The 20,962-nt window shown below is 62.9% G+C and carries 24 protein-coding genes; 15 read left to right on the top strand and 9 right to left on the bottom strand.

From position 1 onward, the window contains the following. Nucleotides 1-55: 55 nt before the first annotated feature. The 9 genes from BQ8794_RS25760 (at nt 56) to BQ8794_RS25720 (ending at nt 6,746) form a co-directional block, all read left to right on the top strand. Nucleotides 56-643 carry a protein-S-isoprenylcysteine O-methyltransferase gene (locus BQ8794_RS25760; RefSeq protein ID WP_077381695.1) on the top strand — a complete coding sequence of 196 codons (588 nt, stop codon included), beginning with the start codon at nt 56-58 and terminating at the stop codon, nt 641-643. 10 nt (nt 644-653) lie between these two features. Further along, nucleotides 654-1,433 (top strand): hypothetical protein, encoded by a 780-nt coding sequence (locus BQ8794_RS25755; RefSeq protein WP_077381391.1) that lies wholly within the window; start codon nt 654-656, stop codon nt 1,431-1,433. Next, the gene (locus BQ8794_RS25750; protein WP_425293586.1) at nt 1,433-2,320 is read left to right on the top strand and encodes an SDR family NAD(P)-dependent oxidoreductase; all 888 of its coding nucleotides are present in this window, start codon (nt 1,433-1,435) and stop codon (nt 2,318-2,320) included. Before BQ8794_RS25755 ends, BQ8794_RS25750 begins: the two co-directional genes overlap by 1 nt. 284 nt (nt 2,321-2,604) lie before the next feature. Further along, complete coding sequence (locus BQ8794_RS25745) at nt 2,605-3,789, top strand: cell wall hydrolase (RefSeq protein WP_077381389.1); 1,185 nt, start codon at nt 2,605-2,607, stop codon at nt 3,787-3,789. A gap of 242 nt (nt 3,790-4,031) precedes the next feature. Further along, entirely contained in the window at nt 4,032-4,430 is a 399-nt protein-coding gene (locus tag BQ8794_RS25740) for an AtpZ/AtpI family protein (protein WP_077381388.1), read from the top strand. Nucleotides 4,431-4,500: 70 nt separating this feature from the next. Beyond that, complete coding sequence (locus BQ8794_RS25735; RefSeq protein WP_077381387.1) at nt 4,501-5,259, top strand: F0F1 ATP synthase subunit A; 759 nt, start codon at nt 4,501-4,503, stop codon at nt 5,257-5,259. Between the two features lie 83 nt (nt 5,260-5,342). After that, nucleotides 5,343-5,567, top strand: a complete 225-nt coding sequence (locus BQ8794_RS25730) for a F0F1 ATP synthase subunit C (protein ID WP_023799397.1) — start codon at nt 5,343-5,345, stop codon at nt 5,565-5,567. Nucleotides 5,568-5,644: 77 nt separating this feature from the next. Next, on the top strand, nt 5,645-6,244 hold the full coding sequence (locus BQ8794_RS25725) for a F0F1 ATP synthase subunit B (RefSeq protein ID WP_077381386.1): 600 nt from the start codon (nt 5,645-5,647) through the stop codon (nt 6,242-6,244). Nucleotides 6,245-6,254: 10 nt separating this feature from the next. Further along, on the top strand, nt 6,255-6,746 hold the full coding sequence (locus BQ8794_RS25720; RefSeq protein WP_077381385.1) for a F0F1 ATP synthase subunit B: 492 nt from the start codon (nt 6,255-6,257) through the stop codon (nt 6,744-6,746). A gap of 198 nt (nt 6,747-6,944) precedes the next feature. Here BQ8794_RS25720 and BQ8794_RS25715 read toward each other — a convergent pair whose 3' ends face one another. Both BQ8794_RS25715 and BQ8794_RS25710 read right to left on the bottom strand, forming a co-directional pair. After that, nucleotides 6,945-7,676 carry a ribonuclease HII gene (locus BQ8794_RS25715; protein ID WP_077381384.1) on the bottom strand — a complete coding sequence of 244 codons (732 nt, stop codon included), beginning with the start codon at nt 7,674-7,676 and terminating at the stop codon, nt 6,945-6,947. 153 nt (nt 7,677-7,829) lie between these two features. Beyond that, nucleotides 7,830-8,984 carry a PA0069 family radical SAM protein gene (locus BQ8794_RS25710; RefSeq protein ID WP_027152303.1) on the bottom strand — a complete coding sequence of 385 codons (1,155 nt, stop codon included), beginning with the start codon at nt 8,982-8,984 and terminating at the stop codon, nt 7,830-7,832. A 151-nt stretch (nt 8,985-9,135) separates the two neighbouring features. Here BQ8794_RS25710 and BQ8794_RS25705 point away from each other — a divergent pair, with 151 nt between their 5' ends. Beyond that, on the top strand, nt 9,136-9,642 hold the full coding sequence (locus BQ8794_RS25705; RefSeq protein ID WP_077381694.1) for a glycosyltransferase: 507 nt from the start codon (nt 9,136-9,138) through the stop codon (nt 9,640-9,642). A 99-nt stretch (nt 9,643-9,741) separates the two neighbouring features. Here the strand turns inward: BQ8794_RS25705 and BQ8794_RS25700 are convergent, their stop codons facing one another. Further along, nucleotides 9,742-9,984: a type II toxin-antitoxin system Phd/YefM family antitoxin gene (locus BQ8794_RS25700; RefSeq protein ID WP_077381382.1), complete on the bottom strand. Its 243-nt coding sequence runs from the start codon at nt 9,982-9,984 to the stop codon at nt 9,742-9,744. A gap of 301 nt (nt 9,985-10,285) precedes the next feature. Here BQ8794_RS25700 and BQ8794_RS25695 point away from each other — a divergent pair, with 301 nt between their 5' ends. Together BQ8794_RS25695 and BQ8794_RS25690 are read left to right on the top strand one after the other, a co-directional pair. Next, nucleotides 10,286-11,221: a cyclase family protein gene (locus BQ8794_RS25695; protein WP_077381381.1), complete on the top strand. Its 936-nt coding sequence runs from the start codon at nt 10,286-10,288 to the stop codon at nt 11,219-11,221. 198 nt (nt 11,222-11,419) lie between these two features. Beyond that, nucleotides 11,420-12,247, top strand: a complete 828-nt coding sequence (locus BQ8794_RS25690; RefSeq protein ID WP_077381380.1) for an MBL fold metallo-hydrolase — start codon at nt 11,420-11,422, stop codon at nt 12,245-12,247. Nucleotides 12,248-12,287: 40 nt separating this feature from the next. Here the strand turns inward: BQ8794_RS25690 and moaB are convergent, their stop codons facing one another. The 6 genes from moaB to BQ8794_RS25660 all read right to left on the bottom strand — a co-directional run bounded on the left by moaB (nt 12,288) and on the right by BQ8794_RS25660 (nt 16,004). Then, the gene (moaB, locus tag BQ8794_RS25685; RefSeq protein ID WP_077381379.1) at nt 12,288-12,845 is read right to left on the bottom strand and encodes a molybdenum cofactor biosynthesis protein B; all 558 of its coding nucleotides are present in this window, start codon (nt 12,843-12,845) and stop codon (nt 12,288-12,290) included. Next, nucleotides 12,832-13,734: a 4-(cytidine 5'-diphospho)-2-C-methyl-D-erythritol kinase gene (locus BQ8794_RS25680; protein WP_077381378.1), complete on the bottom strand. Its 903-nt coding sequence runs from the start codon at nt 13,732-13,734 to the stop codon at nt 12,832-12,834. The genes moaB and BQ8794_RS25680 overlap by 14 nt, the downstream gene beginning before the upstream one ends. A 25-nt stretch (nt 13,735-13,759) precedes the next feature. After that, the gene (locus BQ8794_RS25675; protein ID WP_077381693.1) at nt 13,760-13,945 is read right to left on the bottom strand and encodes a hypothetical protein; all 186 of its coding nucleotides are present in this window, start codon (nt 13,943-13,945) and stop codon (nt 13,760-13,762) included. Between the two features lie 81 nt (nt 13,946-14,026). Continuing rightward, entirely contained in the window at nt 14,027-14,893 is an 867-nt protein-coding gene (locus tag BQ8794_RS25670) for a S49 family peptidase (RefSeq protein ID WP_077381377.1), read from the bottom strand. 86 nt (nt 14,894-14,979) lie between these two features. Next, nucleotides 14,980-15,780 carry a tRNA1(Val) (adenine(37)-N6)-methyltransferase gene (locus BQ8794_RS25665; RefSeq protein ID WP_077381376.1) on the bottom strand — a complete coding sequence of 267 codons (801 nt, stop codon included), beginning with the start codon at nt 15,778-15,780 and terminating at the stop codon, nt 14,980-14,982. After that, entirely contained in the window at nt 15,780-16,004 is a 225-nt protein-coding gene (locus BQ8794_RS25660) for a putative signal transducing protein (protein ID WP_023799382.1), read from the bottom strand. The genes BQ8794_RS25665 and BQ8794_RS25660 overlap by 1 nt, the downstream gene beginning before the upstream one ends. A gap of 162 nt (nt 16,005-16,166) precedes the next feature. Between BQ8794_RS25660 and BQ8794_RS25655 the strand changes: the two genes are divergently transcribed. The 3 genes from BQ8794_RS25655 to BQ8794_RS25645 all read left to right on the top strand — a co-directional run bounded on the left by BQ8794_RS25655 (nt 16,167) and on the right by BQ8794_RS25645 (nt 20,598). Then, complete coding sequence (locus BQ8794_RS25655; RefSeq protein ID WP_077381375.1) at nt 16,167-17,183, top strand: polyprenyl synthetase family protein; 1,017 nt, start codon at nt 16,167-16,169, stop codon at nt 17,181-17,183. A gap of 460 nt (nt 17,184-17,643) precedes the next feature. Beyond that, the gene (locus BQ8794_RS25650) at nt 17,644-19,419 is read left to right on the top strand and encodes a tetratricopeptide repeat protein (protein WP_077381692.1); all 1,776 of its coding nucleotides are present in this window, start codon (nt 17,644-17,646) and stop codon (nt 19,417-19,419) included. A gap of 126 nt (nt 19,420-19,545) precedes the next feature. Continuing rightward, nucleotides 19,546-20,598 carry a glycine--tRNA ligase subunit alpha gene (locus BQ8794_RS25645; protein WP_244555117.1) on the top strand — a complete coding sequence of 351 codons (1,053 nt, stop codon included), beginning with the start codon at nt 19,546-19,548 and terminating at the stop codon, nt 20,596-20,598. Nucleotides 20,599-20,962: the final 364 nt, after the last annotated feature.

The following is a 20,962-nucleotide window of genomic DNA, read 5'->3' as shown; positions in this document are numbered from 1 at the left end:
CGACGGTTTATCGTGGTCCCAGATCGAGAAAAGGCTCCGGTGACCTGAAGTGACCATTTCTGTAGCTTCACTTGGCGAGATCATATGGGTGATCGGCCTCGTTGCCTGGTATGTGATCCGGTATCCCTTCGAGCGCCGGGCAAGGCGCGTGCGAATTGTAGCTGGTGGCCGCTCAACTTCCGACACCGTCGGGCTTGCATCGGCTCTCCTTGGCCTGGCGATCCTGCCTGGCTTCTATGTCGCCACCGGCGTCCCCGCAGCGGCTGACCATCCGGCCAGCGTGTGGTCGGTGGCGCTCGGAACCATCATCTTCTGCTCCGCGCTGTGGATTTTTCGCATGTCCCACAAGGAACTTGGCCGTAACTGGTCGATCACGCTCGAGATTCGCGAACGGCATGAACTGGTCAGCGCCGGGCCATACGCCTTGGTCCGTCACCCGATGTACACCTCGTTCCTGCTTATGGGGCTCGGGCAGCTCTTTCTGCTGCCGAACTGGGTTGCGGGCATATCCGGTTTGATTGGTTTCGCCGTCCTTTTCCTGCTGAGAGTGGATAAGGAAGAGCGTATGATGCTGGAGAATTTAGGCTCGCAATACCGTGCCTATATGGAAAGGACCAAGCGAATATTCCCTTATCTTTATTAGAGGTCGTTTGATGCGAGGCCGAGCCATCAAGCTTTCGGCGCCCCGGCGCCTTGTTGGCGATCTGATGCGGTTTTCGATCGGCGTGCCACGGGTCGCGGTGCAGCGTCAGATGAACCTCGGCCCGCTCGTGAGGGCTAGAATGGCGCAGCAGACCAGGCCCTCGTGGACCGCGATCTTCCTGAAAGGATATGCGCTTCTCGCCTTGGAGATGCCGGAGTTGCGGCGCGCCTATGTCAAGTTGCCTTGGCCGCAGCTTTACGAGTATCCGGCAAGCGTAGCCTCGATTGCCCACGAGCGCGAATATGATGGCGAGCCGGCCGTTCTGCTGAGCTGCATCAAGTGCCCGGAGCGCTACTCCATCACGGAACTTGAGGGGTCCATCCACGCGGCTCGATCACGGCCGATCCTCGAGGTTCCGGAGTTCCGGCGTGCCTTGCGGATGGCGGGTGCGCCCGCACCAGTCAGGTGGCTGCTTATGTGGCTAGGGTTGAACATCGCCCGGCAAAGGGCAAATTACTTCGGTACCTTCCAACTGTCCGTCTATTCTGGTCTCGGTGCGGAATCACTCAACCCGCTGACACCATTGACCACGCTTCTGAACTACGGTCCGATCGGCAACGACGGATCGGTGAATGTCCGCATCCACTACGATCACCGGGTGATGGATGGAGCGAACGTCGCACGAGCACTGGACCGATTCGAAAAGATTCTGAACGGCACTGTCGCCAATGAAGTGGTGCTGCTCGGTCAAGGTGTTGCCGCTCCTGCAAGACGGAGGAACGCGACGTGATTTCGCACGATGAATTCCGGCCAGCCGTCGTCGTGATTGGCGGCTCGGGTGGAATTGGCCGGGCAATTGCGGGCGTCGCTGCACGGGAGCGCGGTGCGGTTGTGCTGGTTGCCCGCTCGCCCGAGGGTTTGGCCGCCGCGGCGTCCGAAGTTCGGGAGGCGGGTGGCGAGGCATTCACGCTCGAGTTGGATCTCGTGGCAGGCGATGCGCCAACGCGCCTGGAGGGCTTTCTGTCCGCACACGGCCTGGTCTGTGATGTCCTGGTCAACAGCGCCGGCTATGGCCTGCGGGGCGCGACGACGGCGCTGCCTGTTGATGGTCAACTCGGCATCATCGATCTCAACATACATTCCCTCACAGAACTGACCCTTCATTTTCTGCCCGGGATGGTGGCGCGCCGACGGGGCGGGGTGCTCAATCTCAGTTCCGTGGCCGGCTTCCTTCCCGGACCTTATATGGCTCTGTACTTCGCTAGCAAAGGTTTCGTGCGCTTCTTCTCAGAGGCGCTTCACCAGGAATTGCGCCGAACCGGTGTGACGGTCACATGCGTGGCACCAGGCCCGGTGTCGACGGAGTTTCTCGCAAGGTCAGGCGCCAATCAGACGGTGCTCTTCAACGTCTTGCCCAAGGTGGATGCGGAGTATGTGGCCGAACGGGCGTGGCGTGGGTTCAAATCCGGTCGTCGCCTCGTCGTGCCGGGAATCTCGGCCAAGTTGGCTGCCCTTGCGGCATCGCTCCTGCCTTCCGCAGCGCTGCTGCCCCTGGTCGGCCGGCTGCAACGCGGCGGCAATGATCAATGTCCTTGCGGTTCAGGTATGAAGTTCAAGAAATGCTGCGGTACCCGCCAGATCCAGCTACGCCGGGGCCCTCGGGGAATTATCCCCTGACCGGACCAGCACGCCACCGAAAAACCTCATTGAAGCAAGAGACCGCTCGCCGATGGCGGGCCGTTAAGCATGTTCGTGGCATCGCCGTTAAGCATGTTCGTGGCATAGAGGAGGCTCCTTCATCTCTGAACAACGCTCTGCGGAGTGGTTAACGGGACCGTTGGAGCCGTTTCCAACAAAAGCCTTTGAAATGATTGGCGCTGTCGAGCTCCGTTAACGCCCCATCAAGGTTAATGCATCATCGTGCCTCTCCAGTGGGGTCCGTTGCGTTTCTGGAGAGTTCCGTGCATCGACGTGTTTTGAAGCGGCTTGTCGCTTTCGCCGGTGAGAAAAGACGTTCCTTTCTGTCTCCTCTGGTCATTGGACTTGGCATCTGGGTCGGCTTTCCCAATGTCATCGCCTACCAGGACATGACGAGCCTGGTTTCGGGCCTCAAGGCGCCGAACGCCCGCTGGAACGCCTATGTCGAGAAATCCGTCGCCGGCTCGGTCCATGCCGCCGAAATGCCTTTCCTCGATTCCGACACCACCGGCTCGATCTCGGGTTCCGGCGTCCGGTTGCCCGGCATCGGCGCCGTGTCGTTTCGCGGCAAGGGCAGCGTGGCCAGCACGACGCCCGACGAGGACCGCATCATGCGCGCCGACAAGAAGGGCCGCATTATCATCGTCTCGCCGGTCGCGCCGCCGAAGAACTTCAATGCCGGCTCGGTGTTTGAGCGCACCTCCTCGCTGCTTCGCCCGAGCATGGACAGTGGCCTGAAAATGGCTTTCGCCAAGCCCGAGATCAAAGGCAAGGAGATCCAGATTGCCGCCGCGTTTCATAGGCGCGTCGACAAGAAGCCGGATCCCGGCGTGCCGGCCATGCTGGCCGCGCTGGTCAACAACGACCGCCCCGACGTCCTGGCGACGGCCTACGCAGCGGCCGCGCCTGACTATGCCCAGGCTTCGCCCTTCGAGGCCTTGCTTCAGGACGAGCAGCCGAACGATGGCCGCTTCATTCCGCCGGTGGCCAAGGGCGATCATTCGTGGATGCAAACTCCGCTGCCGGCGAGCGTCTTCTCCAAAGCGGAACAGACTTGCCTCGCCAACGGCATCTATTTCGAGGCGCGCGGGGAATCGGTGCGCGGCCAGGCCGCCGTCGCCCAGGTCATCCTCAATCGCGTTCGCAATCCGGCCTATCCGAATTCGATCTGCGGCGTCGTCTATCAGAACGACAAATGGTTCAACCGTTGCCAGTTTTCCTTCGCTTGCGACGGCAGGAAGAAGCGCATCCAGAGCCCCGCCCACTACAAGACCGCGCAGGACATCGCCATGGCGGTCACTGCCGGCAAGATCTTCATCCCGGAAGTCGGATCGTCGACCCATTACTACGCCAACTACGTCAACCCGGGTTGGGCACGGACGATGAAAAAAATGACCAGGATCGGCCTGCACATCTTCTATCGCACCTATGGCGGCGGCTGGAGCTAAGCGCTCCGGCAAGGCCCCGGGCGCGGCCGATCGAAGACCCGTCGCCGCAGGGATTCGGCCGCGGCACACCAGCGGCGTTAGCGGGCACGATGTCGCACCCTGGCAAGCTCTTGATTTCCATGGGAAAAATACTTAACGCTGAAGTCCTGCCCGTGGCTTGACGGGCGGGGACCCTCTAACTATGTTGCCGGCGACTTAAGAGCGGACGGACGGTGACGATCTGACCGGGCAAGGGGGTTGCGATGGCCGACAAGAATGGGCCAGACGGAACCGGAGAAACCGGCCGCGGCAAACAGCGTCAAGCCGACATCCGCGACGACGATCTTGAGCGCCGCCGGCGCGACCTTGAAGCATCGCTTGCGACAAGACGGCCGGACCGGCTCGAGGTGAAAGACGACGCGAAAGCGGGCAGTGCGGCCGGATATGGCCAGGCGCTCAAGCTATCCAGCGAGTTCATCGCCGGGATAGTGGTTGGTGCCGGTCTTGGCTGGATCATCGACCGTGTGGCGGGGACATCGCCATGGGGTCTGATCGTTTTTTTGCTGCTCGGTTTTGGCGCCGGCGTGCTCAATGTCTTGCGCTCCGCGGGACTTATGGCGGAATTCGGACAGGGCGACAAAGCCCGCGATCCGAAAGAATGACTTGAGGCGCCGCTTGCCGGCGCAGTGAACAGGACACTAAAGCCGCGCGCGGCTTTGATGGGGAATTAAAGTGGCTGCTGACAAGGTCGATCCGATCCACCAGTTCCATATCAACAAGCTGATTCCGATCGAGATCGGCGGCTACGACCTGTCGTTCACCAATTCGGCGCTCTTCATGGTCGCGACCGTCGCCGTTGCCTCGGCGTTCCTCTATCTCAGCACCTCGAGCCGCAGCCTCGTTCCCAGCCGTCTCCAGTCGGTCTCGGAAATGGCCTACGAATTCGTCGGCAACATGCTGAGGGACGCAGCCGGAACCCAAGGCATGAAGTTCTTTCCCTTGGTATTTTCGCTGTTCATGTTTGTGCTCGTTGCCAATCTGCTCGGTCTTTTTCCATATTTCTTCACCGTCACCAGCCACATCATCGTCACCTTCGGCCTTGCCGCGCTGGTGATCGGAACCGTCGTCGTCTACGGCTTCATGAAGCATGGCCTTGGTTTCCTGAAACTGTTCGTGCCGCATGGCGTGCCGGTTTACCTGCTGCCGCTGGTGGTGCTGATCGAGGTGATTTCCTTCGTTTCGCGCCCGGTCAGCCTCTCGGTTCGTCTGTTCGCCAACATGCTGGCCGGCCACATCACGCTGAAAGTGTTCTCGGGCTTCGTGGTGAGCTTGAGCGCGCTTGGCACGCTCGGCATTGCCGGATCGGTCCTGCCGCTGGCGATGGCCGTGGCGCTGACGGCGCTGGAACTGCTGGTCGCCTTCCTGCAGGCCTACGTCTTTGCCGTGCTGACCTGCATGTATCTGAACGACGCCCTGCATCCCGGGCACTGACCCAGGTTGACCCAAGAGTTTCCGGCCCTGCTGCCGGGATAGAAATCGCAACGGAATTTTTTAGATCCAAAGGAGTTGAACACATGGAAGCAGAAGCAGCAAAGTTCATCGGCGCCGGCATCGCATGCCTCGGCATGGGTGGCGCCGGTATTGGCCTTGGCAACATCTTCGGCAGCTATCTGGCGGGCGCATTGCGTAACCCGTCGGCCGCGGATGGCCAGTTCGGCCGCCTGATCTTCGGCTTCGCCGTGACTGAAGCGCTGGGCATCTTCTCGCTGCTCATCGCGCTTTTGGCCCTGTTCGGCTGAGCCCCTGTTCGGCTAACATTGGGAATTGGAAGGGCCGGCCGCAAATCGGCGGCAGGCCTGACATCAGGGGATAGTCCATGTTCGTGACATCTGCCTTTGCGCAAGAGTCCGCGCCCACGGTCGAAGGCGGCCATACCGGCACGGAAGGCGATACGCATTCCGGCACCGGTGTGCCTGCCGAGACGCACGGCGTGTTCCCGCCATTCGATCCGGCGACATTCCCGTCGCAGCTTCTGTGGCTGGCGATCACCTTCGGGCTGTTCTACCTGTTCCTGAAGAAGGTGGTGATGCCGCGCGTTGGCGGCATCATCGATGTCCGCAACGACCGCATCACCCAGGATCTCGACCATGCCGCCAGGCTGAAGGGCGAGGCCGATGCCGCCGTTGCCGCCTATGAGCAGGAACTGGCGGAGGCCAAGACCAAAGCCAATGCGATCGGCCAGCAGGCCAACGATGCCGCCAAGGCGGAAGCCGAAGCCGCCCGCAAGAAGGTCGAGGCAGCGCTTGACCAGAAGCTTGGCGAAGCCGAGGCTCGCATTTCGACCATCAAGGCCAATGCCATGAAGGAAGTCGGCACGATCGCCGAGGACACGGCTTCGGCAATCGTCGAGGCGCTTGTCGGCGGCAAGGCCAGCAAGGCCGAGATCGCGGCAGCCGTCAAATCCGTGGCCCGGTGAGGAGCGCATCATGGACGCCACATCACTCGCGACGCTTTGGGCCACCGTTGCCCTCGTCATTTTTCTGGCCATTGCCGTCTACGTCAAGGTGCCTAAGCTGATCGCCAAGGCGCTCGACGCCCGCGCCGAAAAGATCAGCAACGAGCTTGAAGAAGCGCGCCGGCTGCGCGAGGAGGCCCAGCAACTGCTCGGCCAATACCAGCGCAAGCGCAAGGAAGCCGAGCAGGAGGCCGCGGACATCGTCGCCGCCGCCAAGCGCGAGGCCGACATGCTGGCTGCCGAGGCGCACAAGAAGACCGAGGACTATGTCGCCCGGCGCACCGCGCTTGCCGAACAGAAGATCGGTCAGGCGGAGCGCGAGGCGATCGGCGAAGTGCGCGCCAGTGCCGTCGATATCGCCGTCGAAGCCGCCCGCACGCTACTCGCCGCCAAGATTGACGCCAAGGCGGGCGCCGACCTGTTCCAGGCATCGCTTCAGGACGTCAAGTCCAGGCTGAATTAAGCGGGTAATCTCCCCCCTTGAGGGGGAGATGTCGCCGAAGGCGACAGAGGGGGTCGCCTCGGCGTCGCGACGCCCTATCGGACATTGTCGAATGGAATAGGGGCGCGGCGCTTCACGCGCGGCTACCCCCTCTGGCCTGTCGGCCATCTCCCCCTCAAGGGGGGAGATTACCCTCATCGCCGCTTTCGCCAATCTCCACTATTCAGCACGAAGCCGCGACGGTGGTTCGTCGCCCCAATCCAAACTCGAAAAACTCTCTTCGTCCGGCACCTCGGTTCCGCCGAGCCGGAACGGCGCGAAGGACGCGCGGTGCAGTCGCGCCACCGGTCCATGCACCTCGATCGCCGTGCGGTGGCGGACCGTGGCGTAGCCCATATGGAGTTCGAAACCGTAATGCGCGTGATGGCTGCCGCAGCCGCACATCATGCGATCGCGCATCACTTTGGCGACGATCGAGGCGGCGGCGATCGACTGCGAGCGCTGGTCGCCCTTGATCAGCGCTCTGCCTTCGCATGGCAGTCCGGGCGGCACGTCGCGGCCGTCGGCCAGGGCCAGCTTTGGCTGCACCGAGAGCCCGACCAAGGCGCGGCGCATCGCCTCGAGGCTGGCCTTGAGAATATTGCTGCCATCGATGCCTTCCGCGCTGACCGAGGCCATCGACACGGCAAGAGCGGAGCCGAGGATTTTCTGGAACAGCGCCTCGCGCTGCAGGTGGCTGAGGCGCTTGGAATCGTCGAGGCCGTCTGGAATGTTGGCGGGATCGAGCACTACCGCTGCCGCGACGACCGGCCCGGCAAGCGGGCCGCGCCCGGCCTCGTCCATTCCCGCCACCGGCCACAGGCCTTCGGCCATCGCCTTCGTCTCGAAGGAGAAATCGGGTCTCTCAACGATTTCGAAGAGAAGCGGAGAATCAGAACGCGCGCGAGCCATGTTGCGGCGAGGTTCGCATCGGCTCCGATTCTCCGCAAGCCCCTCCGGGTCGGGTGAGGCACCGGACCCGGAAGGCACCGTCTGCAAGCCCGGGGACAGGACAGGCCGGACGGGATTTTCATCTGCCGCCGGTAGCGGCGGCAGACGATGTCTTCAAAGCAGCATCAGTTGCTCGGTTGCCTTGGCTGCGGCGACGAACTGGTCGGTCCTGAGCGACCGCCGCTCGGCGTTGAGGCCAAGCCGTTTGGCGGCGATCTCGAAGCGCCGGCCGATCTGCCAGGCATAGGGGCCGGAGCCTTTCATGCGCTTGCCCCATTCCGAATCGTAATCCTTGCCGTCGCGCATCGAGCGGATCAGCGACATGACGTGACGGTAGCGGTCCGGATAATGACGCAGCAGCCAATCCTTGAAGATCGGCGCGACCTCCAGCGGCAGGCGCAGCAGGACGTAGCCGGCCTCGCGCGCTCCTGCCGCACGTGCCGAATCGAGGATGCGTTCCATCTCCTGATCGGTCAGGCCGGGGATGATAGGAGCGACCATGACCGAGGCCGGAATGCCGGCATCCGAAAGCTGCCTGATCGCCTCCAGCCGCTTGGTCGGCGTCGACGCGCGCGGCTCCATCGTTCTGGCCAGCATACGGTCGAGCGTCGTCACCGACAGCGCCACCTTGGCCAGCCCGCGTTCGGCCATGCGCGACAGAATGTCGATGTCGCGCGTCACCAGCGCGGATTTGGTGACGATGCCGACCGGGTGGCCGCGCGCCTCCAGCACTTCGAGGATCTCGCGCATGATCCGGTACTGCTTCTCGATCGGCTGATACGGATCGGTGTTGGTGCCGATGGCAATGGTGCGCGGCTGGTAGCCGTCCTTCGACAATTCCTTGTCGAGCAGCCGCGCCGCATCCGGCTTGGCGAACAGCTTCGATTCGAAATCCAGTCCCGGCGACAGGCCCATGAAGCTATGCGTCGGCCGCGCGAAGCAATAGACGCAGCCATGTTCGCAGCCGCGATACGGGTTGATCGAGCGGTCGAAGGAAATGTCGGGCGATTCGTTGCGGGTGACGATGGTGCGCGGCTTCTCGACCTGCACCTCGGTCTTGAACGGCGGCAGTTCCTCAAGCGAATTCCAGCCATCGTCGAACACATGCCGGCTGACCGGTTCGAACCGGCCGGACGGGTTGATGCCGGCGGACCGGCCGCGATTGCGCTCCGGACGGATACGGACGCCACTCTGCTCGATCATTGCATTGGCCATCTCGGCTCTTCCGGCCCCGAAGGCAGCAATGTCGGCACGTACGATCTGTTCCATTTTCGCCCTCTCCCAGGGACTGTCGGCTGGCTGTCGAATTGCTCTGTTCATGAAAATAATCCTATTTGGTTTGTGGGAACAAATCAAGAACATTTTTATGGAGCGACGCAAAAACTGGCGCTGCGCCCGGCTTTCCGCTATTCGGCTAACGATGCTCAGCGTTCTCATCCAGACCCTGAATGACGAGGAAAGACTTGCCCGCACGCTCGCTTCGCTGATCGGCGGCGCGGTCGAGGGCGTGGTGCGCGATGTCATCGTCTGCGACACCGGCTCGACCGACCAGACGCACCGCGTTGCCGAACATGCCGGCTGCCTTTATGTGGCGAGCGGCGGCATTGCTGCCGGCATCAGGCAGGCCAAGGGCGACTGGCTGCTGCTGCTGGAGCCGGGCGCGCGGTTGGGCGAGGGCTGGATCGACGAGGTCGTCGCCCACACCGCCAGGCAAACCATGCCGGCGCGATTCTCGCGGGCGCGCGGTAGCCGCGTGCCGTTCCTGTCGCGGGTGCTTTCGGGAAACCGCGCACTGGCCGAAGGGCTGGTGATCAGCAAGCGTCAGGCCGCGGCCTTATCGAAAAACGCCCGCAGCGCCGAAGCCATCGCCCGCGGCCTTGCGACCAAGAGGCTCGACGCCGAGATCTGGGTCGCGCCGGTCAAGTGACTGTCGTCTCTTTCCCGGTAAGCGGGCAAGGGAAGGTCGCGTCCTTTGCCCTCCGAAGGAGCCATGCGGTCGCAACGGATGCATCAAGGACGAAGATAATCAGTAGCGATGGCTGTCATGCTTCCAGGCCACAATCTCCTCGGTCGTGACGGGCTTGGCCCTGGCCCGCGCGGCACGGACTTCTTCGATCAGGGCGTCCAGGTCGTTGGTTTTGGGGATTCGGCTCAGTTTCGCGATCGGATTGTTGCCACGCGAAATGATGACTTCTTCGCCGGCTTCGACCTTGGCCAACAGATTTGACAGGTGCGTCTTGGCCTCTCCGACCTTGACGGTGATGGTCATGGTTCTCTCCTGGCGTCGCGCGACAGCGCCGTCTTCGAGCGGCGTGTGGACAGAACGGCAATCGGGAATTTTAGACGACGGTAGCGCGATTTTTCCGTGTTGGTCCGTGTTGGTCAAGGCTTGATCTTACGACAATTATCCGGAGCGATTGAAGCAAATTGAATCAGCCGACGAACTCCTGCATGCGGTGATGGCCGGACAGGATGGAATCCGCATTGGCGCGATACTCCTAGGCAGAAGCATATGCTTGTCGTCCTGCGGGAAACTCGCGATACTCGGCGAGATTTCGGGGAGATTGCAGATGAATGTATCTGAATTCGTTCGTATCGCCTTGCTGGCAGCCGCTTGCTCAGTGCCGGCGATCGCGGAGGCGCAGGAGTCGTCGCTTTGGTCGGTTTATGAGAACACGCTCAAATCGGCCAAGTACATCGATCTGACCCATGCCTTCGAGCCGGTGCAGCCGGTATGGCCGGGCTTCGCCAACGCCAAGTTCAAGCCGGCTGTCGCCGGGAAGGACATCGAGGGCTACGTTAAGGCCGGCGAAGAGTTCACTTACGACAAGCATGGGTTTGTTGCGAGCGCCTACGAGTTGGCGACGGACCAATATGGCACGCAGCTCGATCCGCCCTCCCACTGGAACCCGCTCGGCGCAACGATCAGCGACCTGCCGGCCACCTATGCCGTGCGGCCGCTCGTCGTCATCGACATCAGCGAGAAGGTGCAGACTGACGAAGGCTATCACCTCCAGGTCGCCGACATCGAGGAGTGGGAAAAGCAGCACGACCGCATACCGGAAGGTTCAGTCGTCTTCGTGCGATCGGATTGGTACAAGAAATGGTCCGATGCCGCCCGCTTCAACCAAAAACCGTTTCCAGGCGTCAGTTTGGACGCACTGAAATTCCTGCACCTGGAGCGGAAGATTCTATTTCATGGTCATGAGCCGCTCGACACCGACACCACGCCCAATCTCGAAGGCGAACACTGGCTGCTTCACAACGATTTCACGCAGGCAGAAGGCGTTGCAAATCTCGACAAGGTGCCAGAGGCCGGTGCGTTGGTCACAATCGGCTTCGCCAAGCCGCTCGGCGGGTCAGGCGGATATGCGCGTTACATCGCGATTGCACCCGCCGACTGGACCGAGGGCGTCTCGGTCACCGAAGCGCCTGGTGCGCCGCTTTCCCGGCAAACCGCGCCGCTCAAGCGCGACGAGAACGGCGTCTTCCGTCCGACGCCCTGATCTGATCACTGGCGATGTCAGTCGGAAGGCCGGGCCATGGCGCGTCCCATTCCACGCGATTTATGGCGCAGGTCGGGACAAAAGGTTCAGACGACCAGCCCCTCCGGCGCTCGCGAAAATGTGACTGTCCCGATGATAGCCATCACAATTGCTGGCGCTATCGTGGCATGAGCGCCAATCCTGCCACGGGAGACAGCCTTGCTCCGCCCGTCCGCCGCTGTTTTGCTGACCCTGGCTTTCTGGCCGTTCGCCGCTTCGGCCCAGGAAGAGCCGCCGCCGTCGAGATGCGTTGCGATCGCTGAAGCGCTGCCGTCGGCCACCTATGCCAGCTTCACAGTGCCAAAGGCGCAGACGTCTCAGCTGGCCCAGGCTTTCGTCGACGGCGACGTTACGATCACCTATGCCGGTCATTCGACCTACGTCATCGAGACACCCGCCGGCGTCAGGATCGCCACTGACTTTTCTGGCGTCTATGGCGCTGACCCGCTGCCGCGCGTCGTGACTATGAACAAGGCCCACCGCACCCACTATTCGGACCATGTCGACCCCGGCATCGAATATGTGCTGCGCGGCTGGAATCCGGACGGCGGTCCGGCGCGCCACGCGCTTGTCGTCGACGATGTCTATATCCGCAACGTGCCGACGGATATCCGCAATGGCGGCGATCTCGGCAAGGACGGCAATTCCATCTTCATTTTCGAAGTGGCTGGACTCTGCATCGGCCATCTCGGCCATCTGCACCACCGGCTGGAGGATGCGCATTACGGCGCCATCGGCCGGCTCGATATCCTTATGGTGCCGATCGACGGCGGCATGACGCTGTCGCTCGACCGGATGACTGAAATCACCGCGCGGCTCTATTCATCAATGATCCTGCCGATGCATCGCCATTCGACCCCGATCAGTGAGTTCACCGGCAGGATGGGCGACGATTTCGCGGTGGAATTCCTCTCCGGCCGATCGCTGACGGTCTCACTGAAGACGCTGCCCGACCGGCCGACGATCATCATCCTCGAAGGTGTCTGATCGCTTCGGCTTGATCCAATCCGCAATGCGTGGCCTCTTGCTAACTTGTCTTGGTGCCGCCGCGCCGCAGATGCTCGTCCAGGCGCGGCATGATCTCGACGAAGTTGCAGGGCATATGCCGGTAGTCGAACTGCGGCTTCAAGATGCCGTCCCAGGCGTCCTTGCAGGCGCCGGGCGAACCCGGCAGAACGAAGACGAAGGTCGCGTTGACGACGCCGCCAGTCGCCCGGCTCTGGATCGTCGACGTGCCGATCTTGTCGTAGGAAATGCGGTGGAACACTTCGGAAAAGCCGTCCATGCGCTTTTCGAAGATCGGCTCCAGCGCCTCCGGCGTTACGTCGCGGCCGGTAAAGCCGGTGCCGCCGGTGGTGATGACGACATCGATTGCTTCGTCCTTCGACCAGCCCAGAACCTTGTCGCGGATTTTCTCGCGGTCGTCGGTGACGATGTCGCGGCCAGCGAGAATATGGCCGGCCTCAACGATGCGGTCGGCCAGCGTCTGGCCGGATTTGTCGTCGGCAGGGCTGCGCGTATCGGAAACGGTCAGCACTGCGATGCGCACGGGAATGAAGGAACGGCTTTCGTCAATCCTGGCCATATGCGTCAGGCTCCGATGTCATGCTTCGCGTCGCGGCGACGAACCAGTCGGGATGGCGGCTGCGGATATCGACGGCGGCGCGCTTGGCGACATTGCCGGTCTCGAACAGCCCAAAACAGGTCGCACCGGAACCGGACATTCGCGCGAACCCCGCTCCGGCCTTGTTGAGCACCGAAAGCGCTTTGCTGATAACCGGTTGGATCGCGCGCGCAACGGGCTCGAGATCGTTGCGGGTGATCTCCAGCCAATTGCGGATGCTGTGGAAGTCGAGGTCGCGCGGCAGCGGCGGCAGACCCTCATTGACGCGATCGGAAAGCGCATTGAACACATCGGCCGTGGAGATGGCAGTGCCAGGATTGACGAGAACCAGCCCGAGCGCGGGAAAGCCCGGCACGGCCGACAATTCGTCACCGACGCCGCTCGCGATCAGCGGCCTTGCCATAAGGCACATCGGAACGTCGGCGCCCAGCGAGAGGCCGACCCGCGCCAGGTCGGCATCGTCGAGGTCCAGTCTCCATATCTCAACCAGCCCGCGTAGCGCCGTTGCGGCGTCGCTCGACCCGCTGCCGACGCCGGATGCGACCGGCAGGTTCTTTTCGAGCCTGATTGCGACCGGCGGCGTATGCCGCGGGCCGGCCTGCTTTCGCAGCGCATCGCGCGCTTTCACGACCAGATTGCTGTCGTCGAGCGGGACTGCGGAGGCATATCGGCCTGACACGAAAAACCCGTCGCTGTCGGCGAGCTCGATGTCAACCCGGTCGCCGAAGCGCGTGAACACCGCCAGGCTCTCGATCGTGTGATAGCCGTCGGCGCGTCTGCCGGTGACGTGCAGCGCGAGATTTATCTTGGCATGCGCATGCAATGCCCGGACCCTATTGCTGGGAGCCACTGTGTCAGTCACGAGAGGGATGATGTCAGTCCTTGGCCAGGCGGTATTCGCCGGTCTTCGGGTCCCTGACCAGCGTGCCCATTGTGCCGTTGGTAGCCTGCTTTTCGGTGCGCCGTATCTTGGCCGTCACGCGCTCGGCTTCCCTGACGAAGGAGCGATAGCCGAAATAGGCGAGCAGGCCGACTGCGATAAAGAAAATGATCTGTGGCATGTCAAACTCCTCCCGCGCAAGGCCGACTGCGGCGCCGGTCGGGCCGGTCAAGCTTTTAAGTTAAACGCTTTCGCCGGTTTTTCAAAGCCCGAAGCGCGCCCATAGCGCGCGCTCTTCCGCCGCATCGATCACGCCGCTTGCGGCAGCAGCGGCGATCTCGGGCGCCGAAAAGCCGCCCCTGCTTGAGCCGAACCAGCCGAAGCGGCCGAACAGGCCGCGCGGCGCCGTGATCAGCTTGAGCTGGGTTTTTGGCCCGAAACGGGCCCTCAGCACGCTGCGCATATCGCCGAGCGCATCGACAAGGCCGAGCTCCAGTCCCTTCTTGCCTGTCCAGAACAGGCCGGTGAACAGGTCCGCGTCGTCCTTGAGCTTGGCCCCGCGCCGGTCCTTGACGAGGTCGATGAAGGTCTCGTGGACCTCGAGCTGCAGCGCCTTCAGCCGCTCGATATCTTCCTTCTTCTCTGGCTTGAACGGATCGAGCACCGCCTTGTTCTGGCCGGCCGTGTGGACGCGGCGCTCGACGCCGATCTTCTTCAACAACTCGGGAAAGCCGAACGAGGCCGACACCACGCCGATCGAACCGACGATAGACGACGGATCGGCAAAGATCTCGTCGCCCGCGACCGCGATCATGTAGCCGCCCGACGCCGCCACGTCCTCGACGAAGACCAGAACCTTTTTGTTCTTCTCGGTCGCCAGGTCGCGGATGCGTCTGAAGATAAGCCGCGACTGCACCGGCGAGCCGCCCGGCGAATTGATGGAAATGGCGACCGCGGGCGCGTCGAAGGAAAACGCCTTCTCGATGGGGCCGGCGGTGGATGCCAGTGACAGGCTCGGCCGGAACGGGCCGCCGCCGGGCATGATGGTGCCGTGCAGCCGGATGACGGGAATGGTGACGATGTCGGAGCGCCAGGATTTCGGCAGCAGGCGGTTCAGGAAGCGTTTCACGGGGTCTCCGGTCAAAATTGGCTTGAAGGCATGTAGGGATTCGCCGGCCAACGGCAATGCCGCGACGCCGGGCCGGCCAAAAAGGGTCAGTCGCCGAACAGCGAAGCCATCCCGTTGTTGATCATCTCGGTCCGCTCCGTGGGGCCGTCACCGGATTGCGCGTGCAGCATCAGCGGCGGGCGGATCGACAGTTTTCCGCGTGCGCCGAGGATTGCCCTGACGACGATGCGGATCGCCGCTGCCTCGGGGCGGGGGTGGACGGCCAGCATCTCGGCGTCGCCGAAGCGGCCTGATAGCGCATCGAGGATAGTGCCGAGCTGATCGGGCCTGGCAATCACGGCAAGACCGCCGCGCGGCCTGACCACGGCAGCTGCGCTTCGGATCCAACTGTCGAACAGCCCGTCCTCCATCACATGCGCCGCCTTCCTGAGCGGGTCGGGCGTGGCGCGATCCTCGGCGGCGTTGAAGGGCGGGTTCATGATGACGAAATCGAAGGAATTGTCGGCAAGCCCAGTGGCGGTTCGCGCCTGGCCCGACAGCGCGACGTCGGCGGCGAGCACCGAGGCGCGGTCGTTAAGATGCGCATTACCGGGGTGGGCAAGCGTCGTTGCGGCGAAGGCCGCCATTTCCGGAGACCGTTCGATGAGCGTGGCCTCGGCATCAGGGCAGCGCGACAGCACGGCCAGGCCTGCGGCACCAGCACCCGCGCCGAAATCGGCAAGGCGCCCGGCGAAGGAGGACGGCACGGCAGCCGCCAGCATCATGGCGTCCATGCCAGCGCGATGGCCTGCCTGTTTCGGCTGCACCAGCCAGAACCGCCCGCGATGGAAAGCATCAACCGTATGGGCCGGCGTGTCCTGGACAAGGGTGGCGCGCGCCGCGGACATTACTTCTGGCGCATCTCGTTGGCGATGCCGGCATCCGTCAGGATGCGCCGCGCCGCATCGGCCTGGTCGGCTTCGACCATGATGCGCCTGGGCAGGATGCCGATCGAACCGTCGAGCACGCTCATGTTCTGGTCGGCGACGAAACAGCCGATGCCGGCATCGCGCATCAGCGATTCGACAAAGGAGATGATCACGGCGTCGTTGGTGCGGATAAGCTCTATCATAGGAAGAAACTCGCAGGTTGCAGCGTCTATGTAAACGTGGGTGGCTTCCGTCGCCACCTCGACCGCGCCAAATCGCCTCTTGCCGTGCCCGTGGGTAGCGCCCTAGAGTCTGCGGCGGTATCGGGGTGCCGTCGTGCGCGTGACATAAGACGGGAGTTTGTCGTGGGTGTCGTTCTCAACATCGAAAACGGAAAGCGGGAAGCCGCCTCCATTAAGGATCTCATCGACCTGACTTCGGCCGATATGGGGCGCGTCAACAAATTGATCCTGTCGAAGGCCGGTTCCGACGTCGAGATGATCCCGGAGATTGCCAACCACCTGATCTCTTCGGGTGGCAAGCGGCTGAGGCCGATGCTGACGCTCGCCTCAGCGCAGATGTTCGGCTATTCCGGCGAGGGCCATGTCAAGCTCGCCACATCAGTCGAGTTCATGCACACCGCCACGCTCCTCCACGACGATGTCGTCGACGAGAGCGGCATGCGGCGCGGCAAGAAGACCGCCCGCATGATCTGGGGCAACCAGGCGAGTGTGCTGGTCGGCGATTTCCTGCTCGGCCAGGCTTTCCGCATGATGGTCGATGTCGGTTCGCTGGAAGCGCTCGACATCCTGTCCAGCGCTGCCTCGATCATTGCCGAGGGCGAGGTGATGCAGCTCGCGGCCGCCAAGAACCTCGAAACCACGGAGGATGAGCATTTCGCGGTGATCAAGGCCAAGACCGCTGCCCTGTTCTCGGCCGCCGCCGAGGTCGGTCCGGTCATCGCCCAGGCGACGCGAAACGATCGCGCGGCGCTGCGCTCCTATGGCATGAATCTCGGCCTTGCCTTCCAGCTGATCGACGATGCGCTGGATTATGGCGGCACCAGCAAGGATCTGGGCAAGAATGTCGGCGACGACTTTCGCGAAGGCAAGGTGACGCTGCCGGTGATCCTCGCCTACCGGCGCGGCACCAAGGCCGAACGCAGCTTCTGGAAGCGCGCCATCGAGGACAATGTCACCGATGACGCCGGGCTGGAAAAGGCGATCGGGTTGATGACCCGCCACGGCGCTATCGCCGACACCATCGGGCGCGCCGGCCATTTCGGCGAGATCGCCCGCGACGCGCTGGCGCCGCTCGAAGCGACGCCGCAGAAATCGGCGCTGCTCGACGTCATCGATTTCTGCATCAGCCGGGTGAACTGAGGCACCCCGCCGGCGGCCGGCACGGCGCCCGCCCGTCATTTTGGTCTTCCCCGATGAACCATTGCGGCGGTGAAATCGTGCACGTTCCGCAGCAGCATGGTGAGGATGTAGGGCAGGGCTCCGTGACCGTCAGTGCGCCCGGCAAACTGTCGAGATCATGAAAATGACCACGCGCTCTTCAGCAGCGCCGCGGAAACTTTCGCCGGCCGCCGCTTACGGATAGCTTACGGCATCGCGGCGCCGGTGCTGCTGCAGGACAGGCCGGCGCGCGTCAGCCCGGCAAAAGCGCGGTCGACGGTCGCAGTTGGGCGCCTTTCCGCGTGGTTTTTAATCGCATTACCCGATTGTGAATTCGGGCCGGGTTGAAGCCTCACCGCAAAAAGGCCATGCTTTGCTTGGAAAAGATCGAGTCTACGGCGATCCCGCTGACGTGGGCATGGCTTTGACTGAAAGGGATACGATGCGGCAAGGATGTGCGCGCTGGCTGACAGGGCTGGTAATTGTGACGGGCATGGCGGTCTCCGGTCTGCCCGCCTACGCCAAAGAGACCACCGCGCCAGTCAATATCACGTCGTTCTCGGGGGCCTATCTTGCCGCGCGGGTCGCCGAAGGCGACAATGATCTCGACAGCGCCATCGCCTACTACAAGCAGGCGCTCGCCTTCGCTCCCGGTGACACCTCGTTGCAGCAAAGCCTGATGCTGTCGCTGATCGCGCAGGGACGCTTCGAAGAATCCCTGGTCTACGCCGACAAGCTCAAGACGGTTCCCGACGTCGAGCGGTTCTCGCGCCTGGCGCTGGCCGTCGGTTCCTTTCACAAGAAGGACTTTTCCAAGGCCGAGTACTGGCTCAAGCTTTCGCTCGAATCCGACCTCGACCGGCTGATCTCCGGCGTCATGACCGGCTGGGCCAAGCAGGGCGCCGGCGACCCCGGCGAGGCCATGGCCTCCATCGACAAGCTGCAGGGCCCGGACTGGTTCGGCCTCTTCAAATCCTTCCATCGCGCGCTGATCGCCGATGCGTCGGGCCTGCCCGAAAATGCGGATGCGATCTACGCCGCCACCTTGCAGGACACCGCAACCGGTAGCGCCGCGCCCGAAACCTGGATGCGCAACGCCCAGGCCTATGCCTCCTTCCTTGCCCGCAAGGGCGACAAGGACAAGGCGCTGTCCGTGCTCGATCAGGCCGAGGCATTTGCACCCGGCAAGGTCGAGATATCAGCGCTTCGCGACAGGATCACCAAGGGCGAGAAGGTCGAACCCTTCGTTGCCGGCCCGTCCGACGGCGCCTCGGAAATTCTGCTCGATCTCGCCACCGCGCTCAATCGCGGCGGCGGCGAGCCGTTCGTCCGCCTGTATCTGCAATATGCCTTGGCACTGAGGCCCGACAGCGACGCGGCCCTCGTCCAACTCGCCGCCGTTTCCGAGCAGTTGAAGGACGGCGAGGGCGCCATCGCCTTCTATCGCCGCATCCCGGCCAGTTCGCCGCTGAAGGCGCTTTCGGAACTGCAGCTCGGCCTCAACCTTGCCGATCTCGACCGCTATGACGAGGCCATCGCCCATCTGAAGGCCCTAGTCGAAGCGCATCCCGGCGACATGCGCGCCTATCAGGCGCTCGGTGGCGTCTATGCCTCGAAGGAGGATTTCCGCTCCGCAGCCGATCTCTATGACAAGGCGGTGGCGGTGCTGAAGACCCCGACCCGCGCCGACTGGAACATTTTCTACCAGCGCGGCATCGCCTATGAGCGGCTGAAGGAGTGGCCGAAGGCCGAGCCGAATTTCCGCAAGGCGCTGGAATTGTTCCCCGACCAGCCGCAGGTTCTGAACTATCTCGGCTATTCCTGGGTGGACATGAACATCAACCTCGAGGAGGGCCTTCAGATGATCCAGAAGGCCGTCGAGCTCAGGCCGAGCGACGGCTACATCGTCGATTCGCTGGGCTGGGCCTATTTCCGCATGGGCAGGTTTGAAGACGCTGTGCGCGAAATGGAGCGTGCCGTGTCGCTGAAGCCGGAGGATCCGGTGCTCAACGATCACCTCGGCGATGCCTATTGGCGCGTCGGCCGCAGGCTGGAAGCCACCTTCCAGTGGAACCAGGCCCGCGACCTGAAGCCGGATCCCGGCGTGCTCGCCGCCTTGCAGCAGAAACTGCTGAAGGGCCTGCCGCCGATCGTATCCAACACGGCGCAGGAAACCCCGAAGGTCAAGCCCGAACCGGCGCCCGCGCCGAAGGGCTGACCCTTTGCCTTGACGCTTGGCGGGCGGCGCTCTAGAGCCTGATCCCGAAAAGTTGCAGACTTTTCGGACAAGATCATGCGGCCTCATCCAGCAGGTGCCGCATTCCGCCGCTCCGTCGAGGCCGCCGTGACAGTTGATATCCCAGCCCATATGCATCCCAGCCGCTCGTTCCAGGGGCTGATCCTGACCTTGCATAACTACTGGGCGGACTATGGCTGCGTCGTTCTCCAACCCTATGACATGGAAGTCGGCGCCGGCACGTTCCACCCGGCGACGACCTTGCGCGCGCTGGGGCCAAAGCGCTGGAACGCGGCCTATGTGCAGCCTTCGCGCCGGCCCAAGGACGGGCGCTACGGCGAGAATCCGAACCGGCTGCAGCACTATTACCAGTACCAGGTGATCCTGAAGCCGAACCCGCCTAATCTGCAGGAACTTTATCTCGGCTCGCTGGCGGCCATCGGCGTCGATCCGCTTCTGCATGACATCCGCTTCGTCGAGGACGACTGGGAAAGCCCGACGCTCGGCGCCTGGGGGCTGGGCTGGGAGTGCTGGTGCGACGGCATGGAAGTGTCGCAGTTCACCTATTTCCAGCAGGTCTGCGGCATCGAATGCGCGCCGGTGGCGGGCGAGCTCACCTACGGGCTGGAGCGGCTGGCCATGTATGTGCAGGGCGTCGACAATGTCTACGACCTCAACTTCAACGGCCGCGACGGCGCCGACAAGGTGACCTATGGCGAGGTCTTCCTGCAGGCCGAGCAGGAATATTCGCGGCACAATTTCGAATTCGCCAACACCGCGATGCTGCTTCGGCACTTCGAGGACGCCGAAGCCGAGTGCAAGGCGCTGCTCGCTGCCGGCGCGCCTTTCTCCCCCCTCGAGGGGGAGATGCCCGCGGAGCGGGCAGAGGGGGTTGCCACAGAAGGCACCGCAAGTAAGGTCCCAGCGACCGCTCCCGGCCAGACTTCGTCCGGCCACCCCCTCAAGGGGGATGCGAACCACCGCCTGGTATTTCCCGCCTACGACCAATGCATCAAGGCCAGCCACGTCTTCAACCTGCTCGACGCGCGCGGCGTGATTTCGGTCACCGAGCGGCAGAGCTACATCTTGCGGGTGCGCAATCTGGCGAAAGCCTGCGGCGAGGCGTTTTTGCTGACGCAGGCGGGTGGTCTGGCGGCTTAGCTCCAGAGGTTGTTTGCGATTTCGACTGAAGCGCTGATTGGCAATACGCCTTGGCCGCTGGAGCCAGCCATTGTCCGCAGCGCTTGTCTAACGCCAGGCATCGTGAACGTGCCATGAGCCTGCGCCGCAAAACAGGCGCTGAGCGCGAGGATCTGCAGGAATGTCGATGCCGTCTTCATAGTCGTTCAGCCAATAGTTCTCTGCCTGAGCGTTGGTCGCTTCAGCGCTGCGTTCGGTTCATGGAGATCTTTGACCCAAGGACGGATGACCCCGCTTCGACCCGACAGGCAGCGGAATATTTTGGCAATCGTCGGCAGATGCGCCGATTGCATGGGGGCCGATTGCATGGGGGCCGATTGGATGG

Origin of the sequence: Mesorhizobium prunaredense (genome assembly GCF_900156895.1) — a bacterium.
Classification (GTDB): domain Bacteria; phylum Pseudomonadota; class Alphaproteobacteria; order Rhizobiales; family Rhizobiaceae; genus Mesorhizobium; species Mesorhizobium prunaredense.
Note: the sequence above shows the minus strand (reverse complement) of the source record. Positions and strands in the feature narration are given on the sequence as shown.

What these genes read in the sequence shown, in the direction of transcription:
- BQ8794_RS25755 (WP_077381391.1), top strand. Translation starts at nt 654, where the DNA reads ATGCGAGGCCGAGCCATCAAGCTTTCGGCGCCCCGGCGCCTTGTTGGC.
- BQ8794_RS25740 (WP_077381388.1), top strand. Translation starts at nt 4,032, where the DNA reads ATGGCCGACAAGAATGGGCCAGACGGAACCGGAGAAACCGGCCGCGGC.
- BQ8794_RS25730 (WP_023799397.1), top strand. Translation starts at nt 5,343, where the DNA reads ATGGAAGCAGAAGCAGCAAAGTTCATCGGCGCCGGCATCGCATGCCTC.
- BQ8794_RS25725 (WP_077381386.1), top strand. Translation starts at nt 5,645, where the DNA reads ATGTTCGTGACATCTGCCTTTGCGCAAGAGTCCGCGCCCACGGTCGAA.
- BQ8794_RS25720 (WP_077381385.1), top strand. Translation starts at nt 6,255, where the DNA reads ATGGACGCCACATCACTCGCGACGCTTTGGGCCACCGTTGCCCTCGTC.
- BQ8794_RS25715 (WP_077381384.1), bottom strand. Translation starts at nt 7,676, where the DNA reads ATGGCTCGCGCGCGTTCTGATTCTCCGCTTCTCTTCGAAATCGTTGAG.
- BQ8794_RS25710 (WP_027152303.1), bottom strand. Translation starts at nt 8,984, where the DNA reads ATGGAACAGATCGTACGTGCCGACATTGCTGCCTTCGGGGCCGGAAGA.
- BQ8794_RS25705 (WP_077381694.1), top strand. Translation starts at nt 9,136, where the DNA reads ATGCTCAGCGTTCTCATCCAGACCCTGAATGACGAGGAAAGACTTGCC.
- BQ8794_RS25700 (WP_077381382.1), bottom strand. Translation starts at nt 9,984, where the DNA reads ATGACCATCACCGTCAAGGTCGGAGAGGCCAAGACGCACCTGTCAAAT.
- BQ8794_RS25695 (WP_077381381.1), top strand. Translation starts at nt 10,286, where the DNA reads ATGAATGTATCTGAATTCGTTCGTATCGCCTTGCTGGCAGCCGCTTGC.
- moaB (WP_077381379.1), bottom strand. Translation starts at nt 12,845, where the DNA reads ATGGCCAGGATTGACGAAAGCCGTTCCTTCATTCCCGTGCGCATCGCA.
- BQ8794_RS25675 (WP_077381693.1), bottom strand. Translation starts at nt 13,945, where the DNA reads ATGCCACAGATCATTTTCTTTATCGCAGTCGGCCTGCTCGCCTATTTC.
- BQ8794_RS25665 (WP_077381376.1), bottom strand. Translation starts at nt 15,780, where the DNA reads ATGTCCGCGGCGCGCGCCACCCTTGTCCAGGACACGCCGGCCCATACG.
- BQ8794_RS25660 (WP_023799382.1), bottom strand. Translation starts at nt 16,004, where the DNA reads ATGATAGAGCTTATCCGCACCAACGACGCCGTGATCATCTCCTTTGTC.
- BQ8794_RS25650 (WP_077381692.1), top strand. Translation starts at nt 17,644, where the DNA reads ATGCGGCAAGGATGTGCGCGCTGGCTGACAGGGCTGGTAATTGTGACG.